The sequence below is a fragment of the Leptolyngbya sp. O-77 genome (genome assembly GCF_001548395.1).
In the GTDB taxonomy this organism is placed as follows: Bacteria; Cyanobacteriota; Cyanobacteriia; order Elainellales; family Elainellaceae; genus Thermoleptolyngbya.
Genome location: NZ_AP017367.1, coordinates 1,704,216 through 1,725,365 on the forward strand (window position 1 = coordinate 1,704,216; position 21,150 = coordinate 1,725,365).

Here is a 21,150-nt window from a genome sequence, read left to right on the forward strand (position 1 = left end):
ATGCAGTCCCCCGACCCGTCGCCCCTTTCCCCAAGCGAACCCGCGATCGCCCAGAACGTTGCCGCGCTGGGGTTTATTTCACCAGAAGTTCCCCCCGAAGTGTGGCAGCGCCACCTCGCAGGCGCACCGCTGCGACTAGGCGTGCTGGCCTCTGGCAGCGGGTCGAATTTTGAGGCGATCGCCCAGGCCATCGCCCAGCGCCAGCTCAACGCCCAAATCCAGGTTATGATCTACAACAATCCCCAGGCGAAGGCGGCAGCGCGGGCCGAACGTCTGGGCATCGCCGCAGAACTGCTCAACCATCGCCAGTTTCCCAGCCGCGAGGCGCTCGATCAGGCGATCATCGACCAGCTTAGGCGCTATGAGGTGGAGTGGGTGATCATGGCGGGCTGGATGCGCGTAGTGACGGACGTGCTGATCAACGCCTTTCCCGATCGCATCTTGAACCTGCACCCCAGCCTGCTGCCCAGCTTTCCCGGTGCCCGCGCCGTTGAGCAAGCCCTTGCCGCCGGGGTCAAGGTAACGGGCTGCACCGTCCACTATGTCCGCCTGCAAGTAGACAGCGGCCCGATTATCATGCAAGCCGCCGTGCCCGTGTTGCCCGACGACACGCCCGACACGCTGCACCAGCGGATTCAGGTGCAGGAGCATCGCATTTTTCCGAGGGCGATCGCGCTAGCGAGCAGCGGGTGAGGAAAGAGGGATAAGGGAAGAACGAAGAGGGAAGAACGAAGAACGAAGAGGGAAGAGAATTTATTCAGAGTTGATTTTTATTTTTCGATTTTCGTTTTTCGTTTTGCATCTGTGGTGGGGAAAAGTTGCAGGGCGGCGGGGTGGATGGCGAGTTGAACAGTTGTGCCGGGGGCGAGGAGCACGGCCCCGTTGGCGGCCGAGGTTCGGTCGGCGGGGATGCGGGCGTAGAGCTTTTTGCCGCTGGGGGTGAGCAGCGTGTAGCGATAGTCGCGGCCGAGAAACTGGCGATCGCCCACTGTCACCGTTCCCGACGCGCTGGGCTGAAGTTGAATGTCTTCGGGACGAATCATCAAATCGGCGGTGCCGCCTGCCGAAAAATCGTCTGAGATGCTCGATTCGAGGCTAAAGCTGCCGATTTCTGTTTCCCAGGTTTGCCCAGTCCACCGGGCGGGCAGCACGTTTGCCTGGGTGACAAACTCCGCCACAAAGCGGGAGGCGGGCGCTCGATATAGCGCCTCCGGCGGCCCCTGCTGCTCGATTTGCCCCTGCCGCATGACGGCAACCTGATCGGCGATCGCCATCGCTTCTTCCTGGTCGTGCGTCACAAAAACCGCTGTGGTGCCCGTTGCCTTTAGAATTTCCCGCACTTCTTGCCGTAAATATAGCCGCACCTGCACGTCCAGATTGCTCAGCGGCTCATCCAGCAGCACCACCGACGGACGCGGAGCCAGAGCGCGGGCCAGGGCGACGCGCTGCTGCTGCCCGCCAGAGAGTTCATGCGGATAGGCGAGTTCGTAGCCCACCAACCCGACGAGGGCGATCGCCTCGGCTACTTGCGTTTGCCGCTCGTTGCTGCGCCCCAGCCCAAAGCCAATATTCTCCTGCACCGTGAGATGGGGAAACAGCGCAAAATCTTGAAACACCATGCCCACCGAGCGCTGTTCTGGCGGCATCATGCCGTCTGCATTTGCCACCACGCGGCCGGCGATCGCCACTACTCCCTGCTGGGGCTGCTCAAAGCCCGCAATCAGCCGTAGCAGCGTCGTTTTGCCGCAGCCCGACGGCCCCAGCAGCGCCAAAATTTCACCTGACTCTAGGCTAAGGCTGACGCTGGAAACGGCAGGGGCAGGGCGATGGGGAAACTGGTGCGTTACCTGCTCAAGCTGCAAAACGGGTGAGGAATTCATGCTGGCGCTCATAGAAAGTCCGCTACAGGGCATTATTGAGACCTAGAATCAATTAATATCTTCTCAGCAACTCGGCGATTCGAGCGAACAGTGCTGAGAAATATCAGTCAAATGCAGGTCAACCCTCTATCATGCCATGAGCTTTGTTGCAAAACCGGAGAACGTTTCTGCCTTTAAAGATTTGCATCTTACTCGCAGTAAGTCCAGGCTAGATCTGTGGACGCTGGCGGTGGGGGCGATCGCCCTGCTGATCGCCGCGCCTGTGCTGGTGGTAGCAGCCAGCCTGTTCACACCCGCCTGGGACGTGTGGCAACACCTCGCTTCTACTGTGCTAGGGCGCTATGTAGCCAATTCGCTGGCGCTGATGCTGGGCGTAGGCGCAGGGGTAGTTGTGCTGGGCACTGGCACGGCCTGGTTGGTAACGATGACCCAGTTTCCGGGACGCAACATTCTCAGTTGGGCGCTGCTGCTGCCGCTGGCGTTTCCCGCTTACCTCCTGGCCTACACCTACACAGAACTGCTGGAGTATTATGGCCCGGTGCAGTCGGGGCTGCGATCGCTCTTCGGGTTCCAGTCGGCGCAGGACTACTGGTTTCCGCCAATTCGCTCCGTGGGTGGGGCGATCGCGCTGCTGGTGCTGACGCTCTATCCCTACGTCTACCTACTGGCGCGGGTGGCCTTTGGGGAACAGTCGGTCTGCACCCTAGAAGCCAGCCGTAGCCTGGGCTGCAATCCCTGGCAGAGCTTTTGGCGGGTGGCACTGCCGCTGGCCCGGCCGGCGATCGCGGCGGGCACCGCGCTGGCGCTGATGGAAACCCTGGGCGACTTTGGCACGGTGCAATATTTCAGCGTAGACACCTTCACCACGGGCATCTATCGCACTTGGTTTGGCATGGGCGAACGGGCGGCTGCGTCTCAACTAGCGGCGCTGCTGATGCTGTTTGTGCTGGCGCTAATTTTGCTGGAGCAGTGGTTTCGCCGCCAGGGGCGGTATTACCAAAAACGCGGCAAATCCCAGAGCCAGAGCCGCTTTCGGCTGACAGGCTGGCGCAGCGGACTGGCAATCGCCGCCTGCACGGTTCCCATCCTGCTGGGCTTTCTGATTCCCGCTGGGCTGCTGCTGCACATGACCCTGCGAAACTTGAACCAGCTCACTGACCCGCGCCTCTGGGGCTATGCGCGAAACAGCTTTTTGGCGGCCGCGCTGACGGCAGGGCTGGCCGGGGCGATCGCCCTCCTGCTGGCCTACGGCGTGCGGCTGCGGCCGAACTGGTGGATGAACCTATCGCTGCGAACGTCTGCCCTGGGCTATGCCATTCCCGGCTCGGTGATTGCGGTCGGCGTGCTGGTGCCCCTGGGCGCGTTCGATAATTCCGTCGATGCCTGGATGCAGCGCACGTTTGGCATTTCCACTGGGCTGCTGCTGAGTGGCACGATCGCCGCGCTGGTGTTTTGCGTACCTCGTGCGGTTTCTTTCTGGCGGTGGCGCTGAATTCAGTCGAGTCGGGTCTAGAGCGAATCAAGCCCAGTTTAGACAATGCCGCGCGATCGCTCGGCGAAAATTCTCTCGGCGTGCTGCGGCGAGTCCATGCACCGCTGATGGGCGGCAGCCTGCTGAGTGCGGCGTTGCTGGTATTTGTGGATGTGATGAAGGAACTGCCCGCCACGCTGATCGTGCGCCCGTTTAATTTCGATACGCTGGCGGTGCGGGTCTACCAGCTTGCGTCCGACGAGCGGCTGGCAGAATCTTCGGCTGCTGCGCTGGTGATCGTGGCCGTTGGCATTGTGCCCGTGATTTTGCTCAGTCAGCAGATTGCGGGGGGCGATCGCAATGAATAGAGGCAAGTAGATAGACACAATAATATCCAGCGCTGCCCAGCGCTGGCGCTGGGTTTAAGAGCTGCTTTTTAATTGGATCTGCCTACTTAGATGCAATCTATCGCAGCCCCCTCGCTGCCTTCACGCCCCCCGCGACTTCCCCACAATCCCCAGCAATAGACGGCTGTATTTCATTGCGCGGGCTAATAAGCTACTCTGTAACAGATGTTTTGAGTGGGCGTATATGGCTCCCCTCGCGCCAAAAAATCCAACAATTAGCGCACCGTTTTCCCCGGCTAATCCTTGTAGCCAGGAAGGGTGCTGAGGGCGATCGCCCCTCAAACTTTCAATCACTTCAGTAAAGCATTAGAGAGCATTATGTCAGAGCGGAAACGGGCACTGATCACAGGAATCACAGGACAAGACGGGTCGTATCTGAGCGAGTTACTTTTAGAAAAAGGATACGAAGTCCACGGCATCATCCGCCGCACCTCCACCTTCAACACCGACCGCATCGACCATATTTACGAAGATCCGCACAGCGAAAGCGCCCGCCTGTTTCTGCACTACGGCGACCTGACCGACGGCACCACCCTGCGGCGCATCCTCGAACAAGTGCAGCCCCACGAAATCTACAACCTAGGTGCCCAATCCCACGTGCGCGTCAGCTTCGATGCCCCCGAATACACCGCCGATGCCGTCGGCATGGGCACCCTGCGAATCCTGGAAGCCCTGCGCGACTACCAGCAGCGCACCGGCAACGAAGTGCGCTTCTACCAAGCTGGCTCCTCCGAAATGTACGGCAAAGTGCAAGCCGTGCCCCAAAGCGAAAGCACCCCCTTCTATCCCCGCAGCCCCTACGCCTGCGCCAAAGTCTACGCCCACTGGCAAACCGTCAACTACCGCGAATCCTACGGCTTATTTGCCTGCAACGGCATCCTGTTCAACCACGAATCGCCACGCCGGGGCGAAACGTTTGTCACCCGCAAAATCACCCGCGCCGTCGCCCGCATCGTCGCCGGACAGCAACAGAAACTCTACATGGGCAACCTGGATGCCAAACGCGACTGGGGCTACGCCAAAGACTACGTGCAAGCCATGTGGCTGATGCTGCAACAAGAACAGCCCGACGACTATGTCGTCGCCACTGGCGAAACCCATGAAGTGCGGGAATTCCTGGAACTCGCCTTCGGCTACGTCAACCTCAACTGGCAAGACTACGTCGAGTTCGACGAACGCTACCTGCGCCCCGCCGAAGTTGACCTGCTGATTGGCGACCCCAGCAAAGCCAAGACCCAACTCGGCTGGCAGCCCAGCGTCAGCTTCGAGCAGTTGGTCTACCTGATGGTGGAAGCCGACCTCAAAGCCCTGGGACTGATCCCGCTCAACGGCAACAGCGCCCAGCCCGTCCTCGACCACGCCACCATTCGGCAAACCGCAGGCAGCAGCACGTCGCTGTAAAGAAAGAAGAACGAAAAACGAAAAACGAAAAACGAAAAACGAAAAACGAAAACCCGCTCTTCCCTCTTCCTTCTTCGTTCTTCCTTCTTCCTTCTTCCCTCTTCCCTCTTCCTTCTTCGTTCTTCCTTCTTCCCTCTTCCCTCTTCCCTCTTCCCTCTTCCCCCCATGCCCCTCTCCTTCTCCAACCAACGGATTCTCGTCACGGGCGGTGCCGGGTTCCTCGGCAAGCAAGTGGTTGACCAACTGGTCAAAGCTGGTGCTGACCCCGCCAAGATTACGGTGCCCCGTTCTCGCGACTATGACCTGACTCAGATGGAGGCGTGCCGTCGCGCCGTTGACCAGCAGGACATTGTGATTCACCTGGCGGCTCATGTGGGCGGCATCGGGCTGAATCGGGAAAAGCCTGCGGAACTGTTCTACGACAACCTGATGATGGGGGCGCAACTGATTCATGCGGCGTATGAAGCGGGGGTCAAAAAGTTTACCTGCGTGGGCACGATTTGCGCCTATCCCAAGTTCACCCCGGTGCCGTTCAAAGAAGACGACCTGTGGAATGGCTATCCCGAAGAAACCAATGCCCCCTATGGCGTGGCCAAGAAGGCGCTGCTGGTGCAGCTTCAGGCGTATCGGCAGCAGTATGGCTTTGATGGCATCTATCTCCTGCCGGTGAATCTATATGGGCCAGAGGATAATTTTGACCCGCGCAGTTCTCATGTGATTCCGGCGTTGATTCGCAAGGTGCATGAGGCGCAGTTGCGGGGCGATAGGACGATTCCGGTGTGGGGTGATGGTTCGCCGACGCGGGAGTTTCTCTATTCCACTGATGCGGCGCGGGGCATTGTCATGGGGACGCAGTTCTATGAGGAGAGTGAGCCTGTGAATTTGGGCACTGGCTATGAAATCTCTATTAAGGACTTGATTACTCTGATTTGTGAGCTGATGGGCTATGACGGGGAACTGGTTTGGGAGACGGATAAGCCCAATGGGCAGCCCCGCAGGTGTCTCGATACGCAACGGGCGATGGATAAGTTTGGCTTTGTGGCAGAGGTGGAGTTCCGCCAAGGCTTGAAAAATACGATTGAGTGGTATCGGCTGCACGCGGCGTAGTTAGGGAGCCTCAAGGCTAGCAGCCGACACCCCTTTGCGTGAAGACTAGGAAGCGGGGGGCGATCGCCCTCCAGCATCTCCCGTGATTTCACAGAACCGCTGATTCGGCTGGTTGGGCTAGGGTCTGAATTGGAAGCTCATAGTGGGTGCGTCTGCCAAACCCACGTCTTCCAATCAGTCACCCCAATTTATGCAAAACGACTATAAGCACGCCCTCGATCGCCCGTCTGTGGCGATCGCCCCTCGCCCGTCGTCTGAGAATCGTTTCCCGCAGTCTTCTCCAATTGCCCAGTTCGCTCGCCGTGCCACCCGCGCTGCTAGTCTGACCGTCGGACTGTTGCCCCTGTGGTGGGCGATCGCCCTGCCTGCCCAGGCCACCGTCTCGGCCTCTGTGGGGGAGTCCGTCGAGTTTTCCTGCCAGGACTCAGAATCTGTTGTGCGACAGAAAGGCGGGCCGGTAGTCACAATTGGGCGATCGCGCATCTACATCGGCTATCGTCAGGTGTCTGCCAACAACAAAAACCCGATCGTTGTCCGGTTTAACCGGGGGCAGCGAGCTTGGTGCCGCGCAGATTACGAAATCACAGCCGACGATGGCGAGGGCTACGGGCTGCTGTGGGACGGCAGCAGTGCGCTCTATGCCGTGTTTAGCGCTACCGGAACCCAGGGCACGCCCAGCCAGGACTATCGCCGCTTTACCAGCCAAGGCTGGCTGAACAGCTACGGCAGCGGCGGCGGCCCCAAGGTCGCAGTGCTGGCCCGGCTCAACCCCACCAACGGCGCACCCAACGCCGGAACGTTTCTGACCGCGCAACTGAGCAGTGGCCGCAGCAACTCCCTGGAAGTTACTGGACTTTCCTGGACAGGCTCTCGGCTCGTCGTCACGGCAAACTCCTGGTTTTCACCCCGCCGCGCCAACCGCCAGCCCATGACCTGCAACGGCTCGTCGCCCTTCTTTTACCGGGTTGTGTTTTCGGGAAATCTACGCCAGGTCTTTCGCACCCAGAGCGATCGCTGCTCCTAGAGTTTCAGGTTCTGTTCGAGAGTTTCAGGTTCCGTTCGGGCGCGTTGTCCAGGAACTGAACCGCCGCTCAATCCACCGCTGCTCAATACATGGTCTGCATTAACTGTTTGCGATAGCTGCGGGTCAGCGGGTGGTCGTCGCCCAGCAGGTCGAACAGCACGATCATTGCCTTGCGGGCCCCGTCTTGCCGAAACTTGCGATCGCTCGCCACGATTTCCAGAAAGCCCGTAAACGCCGCTTCGTAATTGCCTTCCAGCGCGTGCTGTTCTGCCTGACGGTACTTCGCCTCCAGTTCGCCTGGTTCCGCAGGACTAGTCAAGTCTCGATGAAACGCAATTAGCCCGCGCACCGCCTGCGCTCGACGAAACAGGTCTTTATCGGTTTCGGGAATCGGCGACAGCAGCTTTTCGGCAGACTCGATTTGCCCCTGGCTGACCAAAAACTCCGCCGCCTCCAGCATCAGCCGCGCATCGGTCGGATAAGCCTGAATCAGGTCTGCGAACCGTTGCTTCACCTGGTTTACATCGCCCGCCGCCCTCGCCGCCCGAATCTCTGCCAGCCCTTGCTCCAGCGTCGAGTGCAAATTCAGCTTGCCCAATAGCTCGCGCAACTGCGGTTCTGGCAGCACGCCGACAAAGCCATTCTGCATCGCGCCGTCCACCACAATTCGCACGTCGGGCACGCCTTCTACACCGTAGGCATTCGCCAGGTCAGGATTTTGGTCAATATCCACCTTTGCCAGCACAAAGTCATACTCCTGCGACAGCTTTTCGAGCATCGGCTTGAGCAATTGACAGGGCCCGCACCAGGTTGCAAAAAAGTCCACCAGAACGGGTTTTTCGTAAGATTTTTGCACAACTTCATCAGCGAAGTTGGCAGCCGTAATGTCAACAGAAGTGCCCATAAGCAAGCGGTTAAGAGAGTGGTAGGGTGTTGAAGGTACATCTTCTCGCCTGATCATGCCTGAGAATGGAGCCATGACCGAGCAACCTTATGTTTTTTTAGCAGGCGCTAGCCGGGGCGTTGGGTTTGAGCTGGCGTGCTGGCTCTTGCAGCGGGGCATTTCCACCCGGACGCTGCTGCGGCTGCCGCCGGATACGGATGGCGAAGCGTCGCCTGCGCGGGCAGAATTGGAGTCTTTGGGAGCGGCGATCGCCATTGGGGATGCGCTGGATGCCGATGCGGTGAACCGCGCCATGCAGGATGCCCCCTTTAATGCGCCGCCGTGGGCGGTGGTGAGTACGATTGGCGGGGTTGGGCCGGACGGGCGGCGGGCTGATTTTTTGGGCAACAAAGTGCTGATTGACGCGGCGGCGCGGGCGGGCGTGCAGAAATTTGTGCTGGTGTCGTCGATTGGTGCGGGAGAGAGTGCGATCGCCCTGCCGCCCCAGGTCTTGCAAACGCTGGGGCCGGTGCTGGCAGAAAAAGAGCAGGCAGAGCAATACCTGATAGCCAGCGGGCTGCCGTATACCATCGTGCGGCCGGGCGGACTGAAGTCGGAACCCGCGACGGGAAACGCCGTGCTGACACCCAATGTGGCGATCGCCGGGAGCATCCACCGGGCCGACGTGGCGGATCTGGTGGGGCGCTGCTTATTCTCTGATCGGGTCAACGGCTGCATCTTGTCGGCCGTCGATCGCGGGCTGCTGTATGGCACTGCGGAGTTTGAAATCATACCGCTGGAAGACTTCAATCCTAGGGGCTGAATTGCTCCCATAATTTTTGCAAAGCTTGTTTTTACAATCTTTCGATTACCTAAAGTGGGATATTGATCAAGCCCCTTTCGGGTGAATCTTAAGGCTATTATTTAGGGGATTTAAACTCACGGATCATCAGGTATTAGTTATTTTGTCGATTTTAGAGATTTCCGGTAATCTATCTGGGAGGATGCCGATTATTTTCAAACAAAACTTGAAAAAGGCTTGGAGCCAGCCTGCTGGATGCGCCTTGTAAAGACTCAAGTTTTTCGGTCAAAGACTGCCTCATTATTCAACCCGCAATGATCTTTTCAAAAAGTCCGATCTTTTCAAAAAGTTTAGAAATTAAGGTGTTTGGGTGATGCAGAAAGGGTCTGCACTGCCCAGAATTCTTATTTGGAAGATATTCTCTATATTGGTCTAGGCTGTTTCCTATTTGCGAGAAGGTTATGCGATCGCTCTCATTTTTTTTGTCTGCTACCGTTAGCGTTACCGCGACCCTGTTCTCTGCCGAAGCCATCCGCGCTGAGGCCCAGCTTCCGTCCCAGCCATCCCTGGAGACTGCATCGGGGAGCGCGCCTGATGGTGGCGAAACCTCCCAGTCCCTAGCCCCGTCTCCCTCGGTTCGACCCGCGCTAGCGCGACGCAGGCAGCAGGCAGACCGAGCCGCCGCTTGGGACACTCTGGCAGAACTGGCAGGGGTTCGACAAGACGCTTTAGGTGCAAGAGGCGTAAGCGAGACAAACGGAACGATGGCGATCGCCCAGCCCGCTGAACCCCAAAAGGCGATCGCCCGGCTGGCTGCTGGTAATCGACTCGATGACGAGGGGCGATCGCCAGCCGCAACCACATCTGAAACGCCTCTACAGGTTGCCCAGACCGAGCCAGTTCCCTTTCCCCCCGCCGCAGATCCTGAGCCTGCTCCGGCTCAACCCATCGCTCCTGCTGAAGTTCCAGCAACTCCAGCAGAACCAGACACTGAAGCACGACCCCTCCAGCCCATTACGAATACTTTTACAGATGGCTTCCCGGAGAACCTGGAACCCCGTCCCAATCCTCTGCTGTTTCCCACTCGCCCCGAAGAAGTCCGCACTGGCGAACCGCAGCCGATTACCCTCCAGCAGGCGATTGAGCTAGCCCGACGCAACAACCGCCAGCTTCAAATTGCCGAACTGGAGCTAGAACAGGCCCGGGCGCAACTTCAAGAAGCCCGCGCTGCCAACTTGCCGACTGCTCAGCTTGAAGCCGACTTGACGTTTACAGAGAACACCGATCGCCCTCAGCCCTCTATCTTTAACCCCAATCCACCCCAGGAATCGGATATCACCACCAGCTTGGGAGGGAGCGTTCGGATTGACTACGACCTGTTTACCTCTGGGCAGCGCTCTGCGACGATTCGGGCAGCCGAAGGTCAGGTGCGACTGCGAGAGCTAGAGGTCGAGCGCCTATCTGAGCAACTACGCCTAGATGTGAGCAATGACTTTTACGATGTGCAGGAGGCGGATGAAAACGTCCGGATTGCTCAGGATACGGTGCGGCAGGCAGAGCAAAGCCTGCGGGATGCGCTGGCGCTTGAGCAGGCTGGTGTAGGGACTCGGTTTGATGTCTTGCAGGCACAGGTTGAGCTGGCCAATGCTCAGCAAGAACTGGTGCAGGCGCTGAGCGATCAGCAGACCAATCGACGGCGACTAGTACGCCGACTTGACCTGTCCCAAACGGTGAATCTGGTGGCGGCCGATGCGGTGGCTCCGGCCGAGGACTGGACGCTATCTCTGGAGGAGAGTATTGTCCTGGCCTACAAAAATCGAGCAGAACTGGAGCAGCAGTTAGTTCAGCGCGATATTGCCCAGCGGCAACGGCGGGCGGCTTTGGCTACGTTGGGGCCTCAGGTGGCGCTGTTTGGTCAATATCAGTTTGAAAATCCCACCAACGATCAAAACTCAGATTTTAGAGATATTTACCAATTTGGGGTACGGGCTTCGATGACGCTGTTTGATGGCGGCCGGGCCAGGGCGCAGGCTCGTCAGCAGGAACTGAATATGGCGATCGCCGAAGCGTCTTTTGCCGACAACCGCGATGCCATCCGGCTGGAAGTAGAGCAATCTTTTTACTCGCTTCAGGCCAACAGAACCAACATCAGTACCGCCGAAGCGGGTGTGGAACAGGCGCGAGAATCGCTGCGACTGGCGCGTCTCCGGTTTCAGGCAGGCGTGGGCACTCAGACTGAGGTGCTGCAAGCCCAAACTGATCTGACGCGGGCAGAGGCAAACCTGGTGCGGGCAGTGTTGGGCTACAACCGCTCTTTGGTCGCGCTCCAGCGGGCGATTAGCAACCTGCCCGACGGCTACCTGGCCGAAGATCCCCTGGGGCGGGGCGATCGCATTCGGAATACCCGATGATCGCTTCGCAATACCCGGTGATCGCCTATTTCCGCTGCCATTCGGCAATGTTCCAAGTGTTCAGATCCCACGGGGTCAGGTTTACCCCAGCAAGGCGATCGCCCACCCCGGCGGTTTCCGCCCGATGCACCAGAGGAATGACCGCGATATCGTTGACCAGCAGATCGTTCATCTGGATAAAAATTTGCCGTCGCGCGTCCGGGTCGAGTTCGCTAGACACTTGCTGCCACAGGGCATCGTAGGCAGGGTTGCAGTAGCGAGAAACATTATCTTTGGACCAGTTATTGGCTTTTTGGGCGATTTCGCTGCAAAGGTAGGTTTTCATGTAGGAACCAGGGTCGGGGTTGGTGTTGCCCGTGGTGTACATTTGCAGGTCAGCGTAAAAGTGCCCCGTGTTGTCGGGGTTGGTGGGGCTGCTGTCAAAGAAAACGCTGGCATCAATGCTTCTTAGCTCCACCCGAAAACCGATAGATTCCCATGCCTGCTTCAGGATTTCCTGGGTCTTTTGGCGCAGCGGGTTGACGGAGGTCTGAAACAGCAGTTGCAGGGGCACGCCGTTTTTGTCGCGGATGCCGTCGCCGTTGGTGTCTGTCCAGCCCGCGTTTTCGAGCGCCTGCTGAGCGGCCGCTAGGTCAAACTGGTAGGCGGTGTTGGGGGAACTGAAGGATGCTGGGGCTACCAGGAAGTTAGCTGTGGGTTTGCCTGTGCGGCCATAAAGTTGGGTGGCGATCGCCTCTCGATCAATTGCCAAGCTCAGCGCCCGCCGCACGGCTGGGTCTGTAAGAAACGGGTGGGGACGGCTGACGTGCGATCGCTCTCCGTCCACTTCCGCATTTGGATCAGAAAAGTTGATTAAAATCCGCTCCATCAGCGAACCAAAATTCGCCACCACCTCGCCGCGCCCTGCCGCTGACAGTTGTTCCAGAATCGGCGCTTCCACTTGCAGGTTATAGGCAAAGTCCACGTCGCCCGTTTGCAGAACCGCCCGCGCCGCCGACACCGCATCGCCGCCCCCCTTCAGTTCGATGCGCGAAAAGCCCAACGAATCTGCCCCGCGATAGTTTGGGTTTGGCTCATAAATCACTACGTCGCCGGGTTTGAATTCCACCACGCGGTAGGGACCCGTGCCCACAGGCATCAGGTTGGCCGGGGCTTCGCGCGATTTTGCACCCAAGTATTCGGCAAACGAGTGGCGGGGCAGCACCATCCCCTCAGTGCCCACAAACACGTTACTCCAGGCAGGATTCGGCTCTTTGAAGGTGATCTGAACAGTCGTCTGATCCAGCGCCTCCACCGACTCGATGATTTCGTAGGTCGCCGCCGAAATCGCCGCCACGTCTGGATTGGTAATGAACTGGTGCGTAAACACTACATCCGCCGCCGAAAATGGCTCCCCGTCTGACCATGTCAGCCCCGGCTTGAGTTTCCAGATGACGGAGCGGCCGTCTGCCGCCACGCCCCCATTTTCTAGCGTGGGCACTTCTGCCGCCAACACCGGAATCAGATTCCCCTCGGCATCGTAGCTGGCCAGCGGCTCTAGCGTAATGCGACTGGCCTCCGAGTCTTTGAACCCATTAGACAGATGCGGATTCAAAATCGTCGGTGCTTGCCAATAGAGCAGCTTGAGCGTAGTCGCAGAGGCATCTGCCGCGGGGCTAGCCGTTGGGCTTTGGGAGGCGGGTGGAGAAGGGTCGCAGGCGATCGCCAGCCCCAGGCACAGCAGAGCGCTACACAGAAATGGCAGCAGACGGCGCTGCCAGCGTTTTGGGAACATGGGGTGTTGAGGTGTTGGAGCGCAGTTTCTATCGCAGTTTCTATCAGAGAAGCATGGTTTCTGGAGCGCTGCGGTTAAGGCGAATACGCTCTGAGCGCTCAGGCAGAGGCAGGCAGCGCCGTCTGCTTCAACTCAGCGGGCGAATAGGTCGCCAGTTGCGATTCGATTTCATTTCGGACGATCGCCCGATAATCTAGAAAATGCTCCAGGTGGGCGCAGTTGATCAGGTAGTGGTCATACACGCGGGGATTGTGGCGCAGGATAGAGAAGAGTTGTCGCCAGAACTGCCAGCGGGTGCTGCGCTTGATGCCCTGCCGCCAGAACAGGATGAACATGGCGCGGATCTCAATCGGCGTGAGCATGGTCGGCTTTTTCTTGCGGTTAGGGCTGGGGCGCATTTCCAGAAAATGGCGATAGACCCGCGCCAAGTAGCGATGCGGGTCATACAGCTCCCAAAAACAGCGGATATATTCCTGCGCGATGTCCTCGATGGGGCGCGTGGGCACAAAGTTGATCAGCGTGGTCTGGTGGATGCTGGCGGTTTCGTCAGGATTAATCAGCCGCCCTTCTTTTTCGAGCCGTTGGGATAGAGCGGTATTGGGCAAGGCCTGCAACATGCTGAACAACGCCTGGGGAATGGCAGTGGCTTCCACAAAGTTGATGATGCGATCGCCCGCCCCCGGTTTTTCGCCATCAAACCCGATGATGAAGCCCGCCATCACCCGCAGCCCAGAGCGGTTAATCGTTTTCACTGCGTCAATCAGCGGGTTGCGGGTGTTTTGAAACTTTTGCGTTAGCGAGAGGCTATCGGTGTCCGGTGTTTCAATGCCCAGAAACACCGCGTTGAAATTCGCCGCAATCATTAGATCCAGCAATTCCTGATCCTGCGCCAGATCGACTGATGCCTCAGTGACAAAGCTAAAGGGATAGTCGCGCTCCTGCATCCAGGGCACTAGCTCCTTGAGCAGCAGCTTGACGTTGCGCTTGTTGCCGATAAAGTTGTCATCCACAATGAAAATCGACCGCCGCCAGCCCTGGTCATACAGCGCTTGCAGTTCCGCTAAAAGCTGGGCGGGTGTTTTGGTGCGCGGCTTGCGGCCATACAGCACAATAATGTCGCAGAATTCGCACTGGTAGGGACAGCCGCGCGAAAACTGAATCGACATCTCGCTATAGTCGTCCAGATTCAGCAGGTCAAAGCGAGGAATTGGTGTAGTGGTGACATCGGGCTTTTCACCGTTGGCGCGAAAAATGCCGGACGGTTCACCCCGCTCCAGCGCTTCCACAAACATCGGCAGGGTAATTTCGCCCTCATCCAACACCAGATAGTCCGCGCCTGCCTCCAGCGCCGGGTCGGGCACCGAGGTGACGTAGGGCCCGCCAACCGCGACAGGCTTGCCGCGCCGTTTTGCCTCCCGGATCAAATCCAGCAGGTCATCTTTTTGCACGATCATCCCGGAGATGATCACCAAATCTGCCCAGTCCCAATCGGCTTCGGTTTCGGGGCCTGCATTGCGATCGACCAGGCGAAATTCCCAGGTTTGGGGCAAAATCGCCGCAACGGTGATCAGGCTGAGCGGCGGCAAAGACACCTTGCGCCCAATCAGTTCCAGCGCTTTGTCGTAGGACCAGAAGGACTTGGGAAAGAGCGGATAGAGCAATAAGGCACGCATAGCAGTCGGTTCAAGATGGACAGTGCTAGCAGACTGGGAAAGCCAACTTTCCGAAGTTTCCAACCAGGGTTGGGTTGCAAGCCTAGTCGCAGCATACCCCACCTGCTCAGCAGGGGACAACCGCAGCCGAGACAGACTCGACGGGAACCGCTATCGCGTGAATACTATAAATCGACATATCGACATATCGATAAATCGACAAATCGACTATCAATCGATATTGACATTAAACTTGGTCGATTGACCGCCTGATTCAGCCTTAATGCGCTCTCCTTCTGTTTCTAGCTTCGATACTTGGCTTCTATACATCGTCGTGGGCGAAGCGGTTGTAGAGGAAATCCAGCGCATAATTTCGCAGCTTGTAATATTCGGGATCTTCCATAATCAGGTCGCGATCTCTGGGACGCACAAAGGGAATGGTCAGAATTTCGCCGATTTTCGCAGCGGGGCCGTTGGTCATCATCACCAGGCGATCGGCTAGGAACAGCGCCTCGTCAATGTCGTGGGTGATCATCAACACCGTGCAGCGATGCTCATTCCAGATCGTCAGCAGTTCTTCCTGCAATTCTTCTTTGGTGATGGCATCCAGTGCGCCGAAGGGTTCATCCAGAATCAGCACCTCTGGGCGGGTGGACAGGGCGCGGGCGATCGCCACTCGCTGCTTCATGCCGCCAGAGAGTTGGGGCGGCTTCTTCTCCATCGCGTCGGACAGCCCCACCATTGCCAGGTGGTCACGGGCGATCGCCCGTTTCTGGGCCTCAGGCTTTTCAGGATAGACTGAATCCACTGCCAGATAGACATTTTCAAACGCCGTCAGCCAGGGCAGCAAAGAATAGTTCTGAAACACCACCATCCGATCGGGCCCCGGTTTCACAATTGGTACACCCTTGAGCAACACGCTGCCCGTCGTTGGCGTGCTAAATCCCGACACCATATTCAGCAGGGTTGATTTTCCGCAGCCTGAATGACCAATGACACAGATAAATTCACCCGCCTGAATCGACAGGTTCACGTCTTCAAGAACGGTGTAGGGCCCGTTAGGCGTAGGATAGACCTTACTAATGTTTTCAAGGGATAGAAGCGGCATATCTCTAGCAATGGAATGAATTTTGGAAAGCGGCGAAGAACTGGTGATAACTTGCATAGGGAGCTTGATCGAAATGTGAAAGGACAAAGAGAGGACTCATTTGGAAGTTCTCTTGACAAGAGGTTAGGACAAGAGGTTAGGGAGATCAGCCACCCATCTCTAAGCCGCAACGAGCGGGCGCGAATCGATTGCGACTTCGGCAACGCTGAAGTCACGCTTGATGTCGAGACTGTTTAGATAAGCAATCGGATCTTCGGCATCAAACGTCATGCCATCAAATAGGGTGATTGGCCCGCGATGATACTTGATGTCCAAAATGCCCAGTTCGCGGGCGGCAGTGCTGAATACACTCACGCGACAGACGCGCTCCAGAATTTCCATCCAGTTGCGTGGAAACGGAATTTCGCCCCAGCGGGCCATTTGCGTCATCATCCACAGATGCTCAGTCCGGCTGGGCCGATTCACACCGTCACCAAAAAACAGGTGATGGGCATACTCGCGCATGGGCCGATCTAGATTGCAAACGAATGTATTGGGGTCGCCCAAATGGATGTAGTCGATGTTCGTGCTGATATATTCCCGACGGGCCAAGAGCGATCGCACTTCTGGTTCATGATCTGGATTGGCGCAATACCGACAGGCTTCCAAAAGTGCTTTCGCCAGCGCAATGTGCGTGTTCGGATGCGTATTCGCCCAGTCTTCGCGCACGCCTAGCACTTTGCCGGGATGCCCCTGCCAAATTTCCAGGTCGGTCGCCACAGTGAAGCCCGCGTCTTCGATAGCAGCCCGCAGATTCCAGGGTTCGCCCACGCAGTAGCCGTCGATCGTTCCGGCTTTCAAATCCGCAATCATCTGCGCGGGGGGAATCGTCTTCAGCGACACGTCGCGATCCGGATCGATGCCACCGGATGCCAGCCAGTAGCGCAAGAGTAAGTTATGCATCGAGGACGGATGCACCATGCCCAGGGTGTGCTGCTGCTCGGTCGATTCCAGCAGCATCCGCTTAAAGTCTGCCGCAGTATACACGCCCTGTTCGTAGAACTTTTTGGCAAGGGTGACGGCGTTGCCGTTGCGGGTCATCGTGAGCGACGACACAATCGGCAATGGCGTGTCTTGATGTCCGCCGACCGTCAGCCAGACGGGCATTCCCGCAGGCATTTGAGCCGCATCCAGATAGCCGCCCGCGATGCCGTCCACAATGCCGCGCCAGCTACTTTCGCGCACCAGCGACACCTCGTCCAGCCCGTGCTTGGCAAAGAAGCCCTTTTCTTTAGCCACCACCAGCGGCGCACAGGCCGTCAGCGGCACAAAGCCCACTTCCAGGTTGACCTTTTCTAAACCATGACGGGCGATCGCCGTCGTTTTCTTCGCCCGCAGCTTCTTGATCCGTTTCTGCTGATTCAGGAAGTAAATGATTTCCGACCGCAGGCTGTAATAGCTGGGGTGATTCACCACGTCCATCCGGCGGCGCGGGCGGGGAATGTCTACCTCCAGGATGCCGCCAATTTTCGAGGCGGGGCCGTTGGTCAACATGACAATGCGATCGCTCAGCAGCACCGCTTCATCCACGTCATGTGTCACCATCACCGCCGTCACCTGGTTTTCCTCGCAGATTTTCATCAACTGCTCTTGCAGATTGCCGCGAGTCAGCGCATCCAGTGCGCCAAAGGGTTCATCCAGCAGCAGCAGCTTGGGACGGATGGCCAAGGCACGGGCGATCGCCACCCGCTGCTTCATCCCACCCGAAAGCTGCGCTGGAGGCTTGTCGGCTGCGTGCTGCAACCCCACCAGATGGATATGCTGTTCAATAATCTCCCGCCGCTCTGCCTTGGGCAGATCCGTCAGCACCTCATCCACCGCCAGCGCAATGTTTTCACGCACCGTCAGCCAGGGCAGCAGGGAATAGTTCTGAAACACCACCATGCGATCGGGCCCGGGGCGAGACACCTTCTGCCCCTCCAGCGTCACCACACCATCGGTCGGCAAATCCAACCCCGCAATCATATTCAGCAGCGTAGACTTGCCGCAGCCAGAGTGCCCAATCAGCGAAACAAACTCACCTTTTCTGATTTCCAAATCAATGCCCTTCAGCGCGACATATTGCCCGCCACCGGAAAGCGAAAAGACCTTTTCGACCTGATCAACTGCAACGAAGAGAGCCATAGGACGTTGTAAGAAATGGTGAGAAATGGGTATTAGGGTGTTGAGAGGTTAAGGCAACAGCAAGTCAGAATATCGCCAGATAAGATTGCGCCATCCTGCCCTCTCGCTGGAACCCAAACCCCGGAAGTCAGTCATCAAAAACCTCTAGGCACTTGGCACAATCTTGCGCTGAATGAAGGCCATCAGGCGATCGAGCGCCAGACCAACCGCGCCAATGTAGATTACCGCCACAATGATTTCAGTCACGTAGTTCTGTTGGTACGCATCCCAGATAAAGAAGCCAATTCCTGCCACACCTGACATCACAATTTCTGCGGCAATAATCGCCAGCCAAGCCAGACCGATGGCAATCCGCAACCCGGTGAAAATATAGGGCAGCGCCGACGGCAGCAGCACCTTAAAGAAATACTTTTGCTTAGAAATTTGCAGCACGCGAGCCACGTTTTTGTAGTCTTGAGGAATTTCGCGCACGCCGACCGCCGTGTTGATCAAAATCGGCCAGATTGCCGTAATAAAAATCACAAATAGCGCGGCAGGCTCGTTTTGCCGGAGTGCCGCCAAAGCAATAGGAACCCAGGCCAACGGCGCCACCATTCGCAAAAACTGAAAAAGGGGATCGAGCGACTTATCAATTACCTTGTTGCTGCCCACGATGATGCCCAGTGTGATTCCGACAATCGCCGCTGCAATATATCCCCTTGCCACGCGGCCCAGGCTGATCATCGTCTGCCGAAACAAGCCCTGATCCAAATCACTGTTGTAATAGAACGGGTGCGTAATCAGATAACGACTGCGTTCATCCGTGATCACCTGAAGCGGCCCCGGTAGGGCAATCAAGCCAGTGCTGGAAAGAATCTGCCAAACGATCAGAAATGCCAAAATACCCAGAACAGGTAAGATAAAATTTGACGCAGAGCCTTTCATCAAAGACTGCATCGCTTTTTGCCAACCCGTAGCACGAGAGCGAGAATGAATACCAACCGCCATAAAACCTCCTGATGGAAACCCTAGATTGACGAAAGGTGCCTCAGATCTATCGCTAATCCAAAGGCGCGAGAATGCTCGACTACAGCATTTTCTTGCGGGGTGAGGCACGCACAGTTCTAACGAAGCAAACGCTTCTTGACTATCCACATATCTCACTAGTGCTATGTCACAGCTAGAACTTAGGTTGGTAGTAAGCGCTTTAGCGCTGAAGCGCTCACTACGAGCCAAGGCATCACCCTAAAACTAAACCATGACACTGCACTAGCCTCAAAAACGCTGTAGAATGCTTAAGCGAATACTGGTACGAAAGTACTGGTATGAAAATAGATAGAACAAGACGAAACAAGGACAATCGAAAATTAGGGGTCAGGGTTTTGCTTTTCGTTTTTCACTCTTCCATTTTTCTAGCTCGTCCACCCCAACCCCTAACTTCTAAGCAGCCTTGATCTTGAGGCTCTTGAGGTAGGCTTCGGGATTCTCCGGATCGAATTTCACGCCGTCAAAGAAGGTTTCGACTCCTCGGCTGGTGCTACTGGGCACGTCTGCGGTGAATCCAGCTTCCTGGGCAGCCTCGCGCCACAGGTCTTCGCGGTTCACCTCGTCGATCATGCGCTTGGCCACATCCAGATCTGTCAGCGCGTTTTTGTGGAAGCCCCAGCGCAGCGATTCTGTCAGGAACCACAGGTCGTGGCTCTTGTAGGGGTAAGAAATGCTGTTGCCGTTGGGGTCTTTCCAGTAGAGTGGGCCAACGTTGATGTCGTCGAAGTCTGGCTTGCCATCGCCCATCTTGTACGCGCCTTTGTAGGGCGGCGTGAGAATTTCGCTCGTGGTGTTAAAGAACTCGCGGCCCGCACAGATGGTTACCAGTTCCTCGCGATTGGCAGGGTCATCACACCACTGCTGCGCCTCCATCACCGCCTTGAGAATCGCCTTGGTGGCCTTCGGGTGTTTTTCAACCCAATCCGCCCGTATAGCCAGATACTCCTCTGGGTGGTACTTCCATATTTCATGGGTCAGCGTTGCCATAAAGCCAATCCCATCGCTGACAATGCGATAGGGCCAGGGGTCGCCCGTGCTGAAGGCATCCATTGTGCCGTTCCGCATTCCCTGTACGGTTTCTGCCGGAGGCACAGCCAGTAGCTCAATATCCTTATCTGGGTCTACACCGCTAGCCGCAAACCAGTAGCGAATCCAGAAATCCTGGTTCACATTGGGGAAGGTGTGGGCTGCTTTGAACTTGCGCCCGTTTTTGGACTGGAAGCTTTTGACGTAATCCAGGTCATTGATTTTGAGGCCCATGCCCTTGCCCTGATGCAGACCCGCAACGGCGATGCCATTCCCTTGTGTATTGAGTTGGCACAGCACTGCCATCGGCACTTTCTGATTGTTCAGCGTGATTATGCCTTCATGAATTAGGTGGGGCATGGGCATTTGCCACTGGCCCCCCGTCAATGCCGCCTGCTTCAGAACCGATGGTGACGTTATCCGCGCACCGGCCCAGTTGGCCTGCTTGGCGACGGTCACCTCGGTCATTCCATACTTATCGAAAAAGCCCTTTTGCTTCGCAATAATTAGCGGTGCAGATTCCACAATCGGAATGTAGCCGAGGACGGCTTTGGTGGTTTCGGGCGCATCGTTGGCTGCGACGGGGCTAGGCGCTGGCGATGCGCCAGACCCCGCAGTCGGGTTAGAAGATGACGATGTTGTGCAGCCTTTGAGTAATACTGCACCAGCGGCTGATGCGCCAGCGGTGAACAGAAACTTCCGACGAGACAAGCCAGAGAAATGAGACATAGATCCTCCTAAGACGATTGTGAAAATCGTCACTTTGCGAATGTTGAGATGAACTTTGGGTTGAACGTTTAGCCGAATGGAGATAGCTCAATCTCAGGTACTCTGCGTTCAGAGTAAAGAGACCGGGCAATCGCCTGGGTAATGGATCGAGCGATGGCGAAAGTGTGGACTGTTCCTCAGCTCAGCCCTCCTGAGAACCAGGACTTGCCTTGCTTGCAGAAAACAAGCATTAAGCTAAATCGACAAAGCTGCGGAATACTAATTGAAGTCAGGTAAGACAAGCAAG

The 21,150-nt window shown here is 57.1% G+C and carries 16 protein-coding genes; 8 read left to right on the plus strand and 8 right to left on the minus strand.

Annotation, left to right across the window (positions count from 1 at the left end):
* Entirely contained in the window at positions 1–693 is a 693-nt protein-coding gene (gene purN / locus O77CONTIG1_RS07280) for a phosphoribosylglycinamide formyltransferase (RefSeq protein WP_084782319.1), read from the plus strand.
* 77 nt (positions 694–770) lie between these two features.
* On the opposite strand, the gene O77CONTIG1_RS07285 is transcribed toward purN, so the two are convergent.
* Positions 771–1,892: an ABC transporter ATP-binding protein gene (locus tag O77CONTIG1_RS07285; RefSeq protein ID WP_225894710.1), complete on the minus strand. Its 1,122-nt coding sequence runs from the start codon at positions 1,890–1,892 to the stop codon at positions 771–773.
* A gap of 124 nt (positions 1,893–2,016) precedes the next feature.
* Between O77CONTIG1_RS07285 and O77CONTIG1_RS07290 the strand changes: the two genes are divergently transcribed.
* The 5 genes from O77CONTIG1_RS07290 (at position 2,017) to O77CONTIG1_RS07305 (ending at position 7,290) form a co-directional block, all read left to right on the plus strand.
* Positions 2,017–3,372 carry an ABC transporter permease gene (locus O77CONTIG1_RS07290; protein ID WP_286132589.1) on the plus strand — a complete coding sequence of 452 codons (1,356 nt, stop codon included), beginning with the start codon at positions 2,017–2,019 and terminating at the stop codon, positions 3,370–3,372.
* Positions 3,363–3,719, plus strand: a complete 357-nt coding sequence (locus O77CONTIG1_RS27800) for an ABC transporter permease (protein WP_286132590.1) — start codon at positions 3,363–3,365, stop codon at positions 3,717–3,719. The genes O77CONTIG1_RS07290 and O77CONTIG1_RS27800 overlap by 10 nt, the downstream gene beginning before the upstream one ends.
* Before the next feature lie 357 nt (positions 3,720–4,076).
* The gene (gene gmd / locus O77CONTIG1_RS07295; RefSeq protein WP_068509317.1) at positions 4,077–5,159 is read left to right on the plus strand and encodes a GDP-mannose 4,6-dehydratase; all 1,083 of its coding nucleotides are present in this window, start codon (positions 4,077–4,079) and stop codon (positions 5,157–5,159) included.
* A 165-nt stretch (positions 5,160–5,324) separates the two neighbouring features.
* Entirely contained in the window at positions 5,325–6,266 is a 942-nt protein-coding gene (locus O77CONTIG1_RS07300; protein WP_068509319.1) for a GDP-L-fucose synthase family protein, read from the plus strand.
* 190 nt (positions 6,267–6,456) lie between these two features.
* Positions 6,457–7,290 carry a hypothetical protein gene (locus O77CONTIG1_RS07305; protein WP_156435024.1) on the plus strand — a complete coding sequence of 278 codons (834 nt, stop codon included), beginning with the start codon at positions 6,457–6,459 and terminating at the stop codon, positions 7,288–7,290.
* An 82-nt stretch (positions 7,291–7,372) separates the two neighbouring features.
* Here O77CONTIG1_RS07305 and O77CONTIG1_RS07310 read toward each other — a convergent pair whose 3' ends face one another.
* The gene (locus O77CONTIG1_RS07310; protein ID WP_068509321.1) at positions 7,373–8,194 is read right to left on the minus strand and encodes a tetratricopeptide repeat protein; all 822 of its coding nucleotides are present in this window, start codon (positions 8,192–8,194) and stop codon (positions 7,373–7,375) included.
* Between the two features lie 73 nt (positions 8,195–8,267).
* Here O77CONTIG1_RS07310 and O77CONTIG1_RS07315 point away from each other — a divergent pair, with 73 nt between their 5' ends.
* Together O77CONTIG1_RS07315 and O77CONTIG1_RS07320 are read left to right on the plus strand one after the other, a co-directional pair.
* Positions 8,268–8,996 (plus strand): SDR family oxidoreductase, encoded by a 729-nt coding sequence (locus O77CONTIG1_RS07315; protein ID WP_068509323.1) that lies wholly within the window; start codon positions 8,268–8,270, stop codon positions 8,994–8,996.
* Positions 8,997–9,436: 440 nt separating this feature from the next.
* Complete coding sequence (locus tag O77CONTIG1_RS07320) at positions 9,437–11,386, plus strand: TolC family protein (RefSeq protein WP_068509324.1); 1,950 nt, start codon at positions 9,437–9,439, stop codon at positions 11,384–11,386.
* Positions 11,387–11,411: 25 nt separating this feature from the next.
* Here O77CONTIG1_RS07320 and O77CONTIG1_RS07325 read toward each other — a convergent pair whose 3' ends face one another.
* The 6 genes from O77CONTIG1_RS07325 to O77CONTIG1_RS07350 form a co-directional block, all read right to left on the minus strand.
* Positions 11,412–13,160: a peptide ABC transporter substrate-binding protein gene (locus tag O77CONTIG1_RS07325; RefSeq protein ID WP_068509326.1), complete on the minus strand. Its 1,749-nt coding sequence runs from the start codon at positions 13,158–13,160 to the stop codon at positions 11,412–11,414.
* 98 nt (positions 13,161–13,258) lie between these two features.
* Complete coding sequence (locus O77CONTIG1_RS07330) at positions 13,259–14,833, minus strand: B12-binding domain-containing radical SAM protein (protein WP_068509327.1); 1,575 nt, start codon at positions 14,831–14,833, stop codon at positions 13,259–13,261.
* Between the two features lie 301 nt (positions 14,834–15,134).
* The gene (locus tag O77CONTIG1_RS07335; protein ID WP_068509329.1) at positions 15,135–15,977 is read right to left on the minus strand and encodes a nitrate ABC transporter ATP-binding protein; all 843 of its coding nucleotides are present in this window, start codon (positions 15,975–15,977) and stop codon (positions 15,135–15,137) included.
* Positions 15,978–16,079: 102 nt separating this feature from the next.
* Positions 16,080–18,083, minus strand: a complete 2,004-nt coding sequence (locus O77CONTIG1_RS07340; protein ID WP_068509331.1) for a nitrate ABC transporter ATP-binding protein — start codon at positions 18,081–18,083, stop codon at positions 16,080–16,082.
* Positions 18,084–18,227: 144 nt separating this feature from the next.
* Positions 18,228–19,070 carry a nitrate ABC transporter permease gene (gene ntrB, locus O77CONTIG1_RS07345; protein ID WP_084782322.1) on the minus strand — a complete coding sequence of 281 codons (843 nt, stop codon included), beginning with the start codon at positions 19,068–19,070 and terminating at the stop codon, positions 18,228–18,230.
* Between the two features lie 432 nt (positions 19,071–19,502).
* Positions 19,503–20,864 (minus strand): CmpA/NrtA family ABC transporter substrate-binding protein, encoded by a 1,362-nt coding sequence (locus O77CONTIG1_RS07350; protein ID WP_084782324.1) that lies wholly within the window; start codon positions 20,862–20,864, stop codon positions 19,503–19,505.
* Positions 20,865–21,150: the final 286 nt, after the last annotated feature.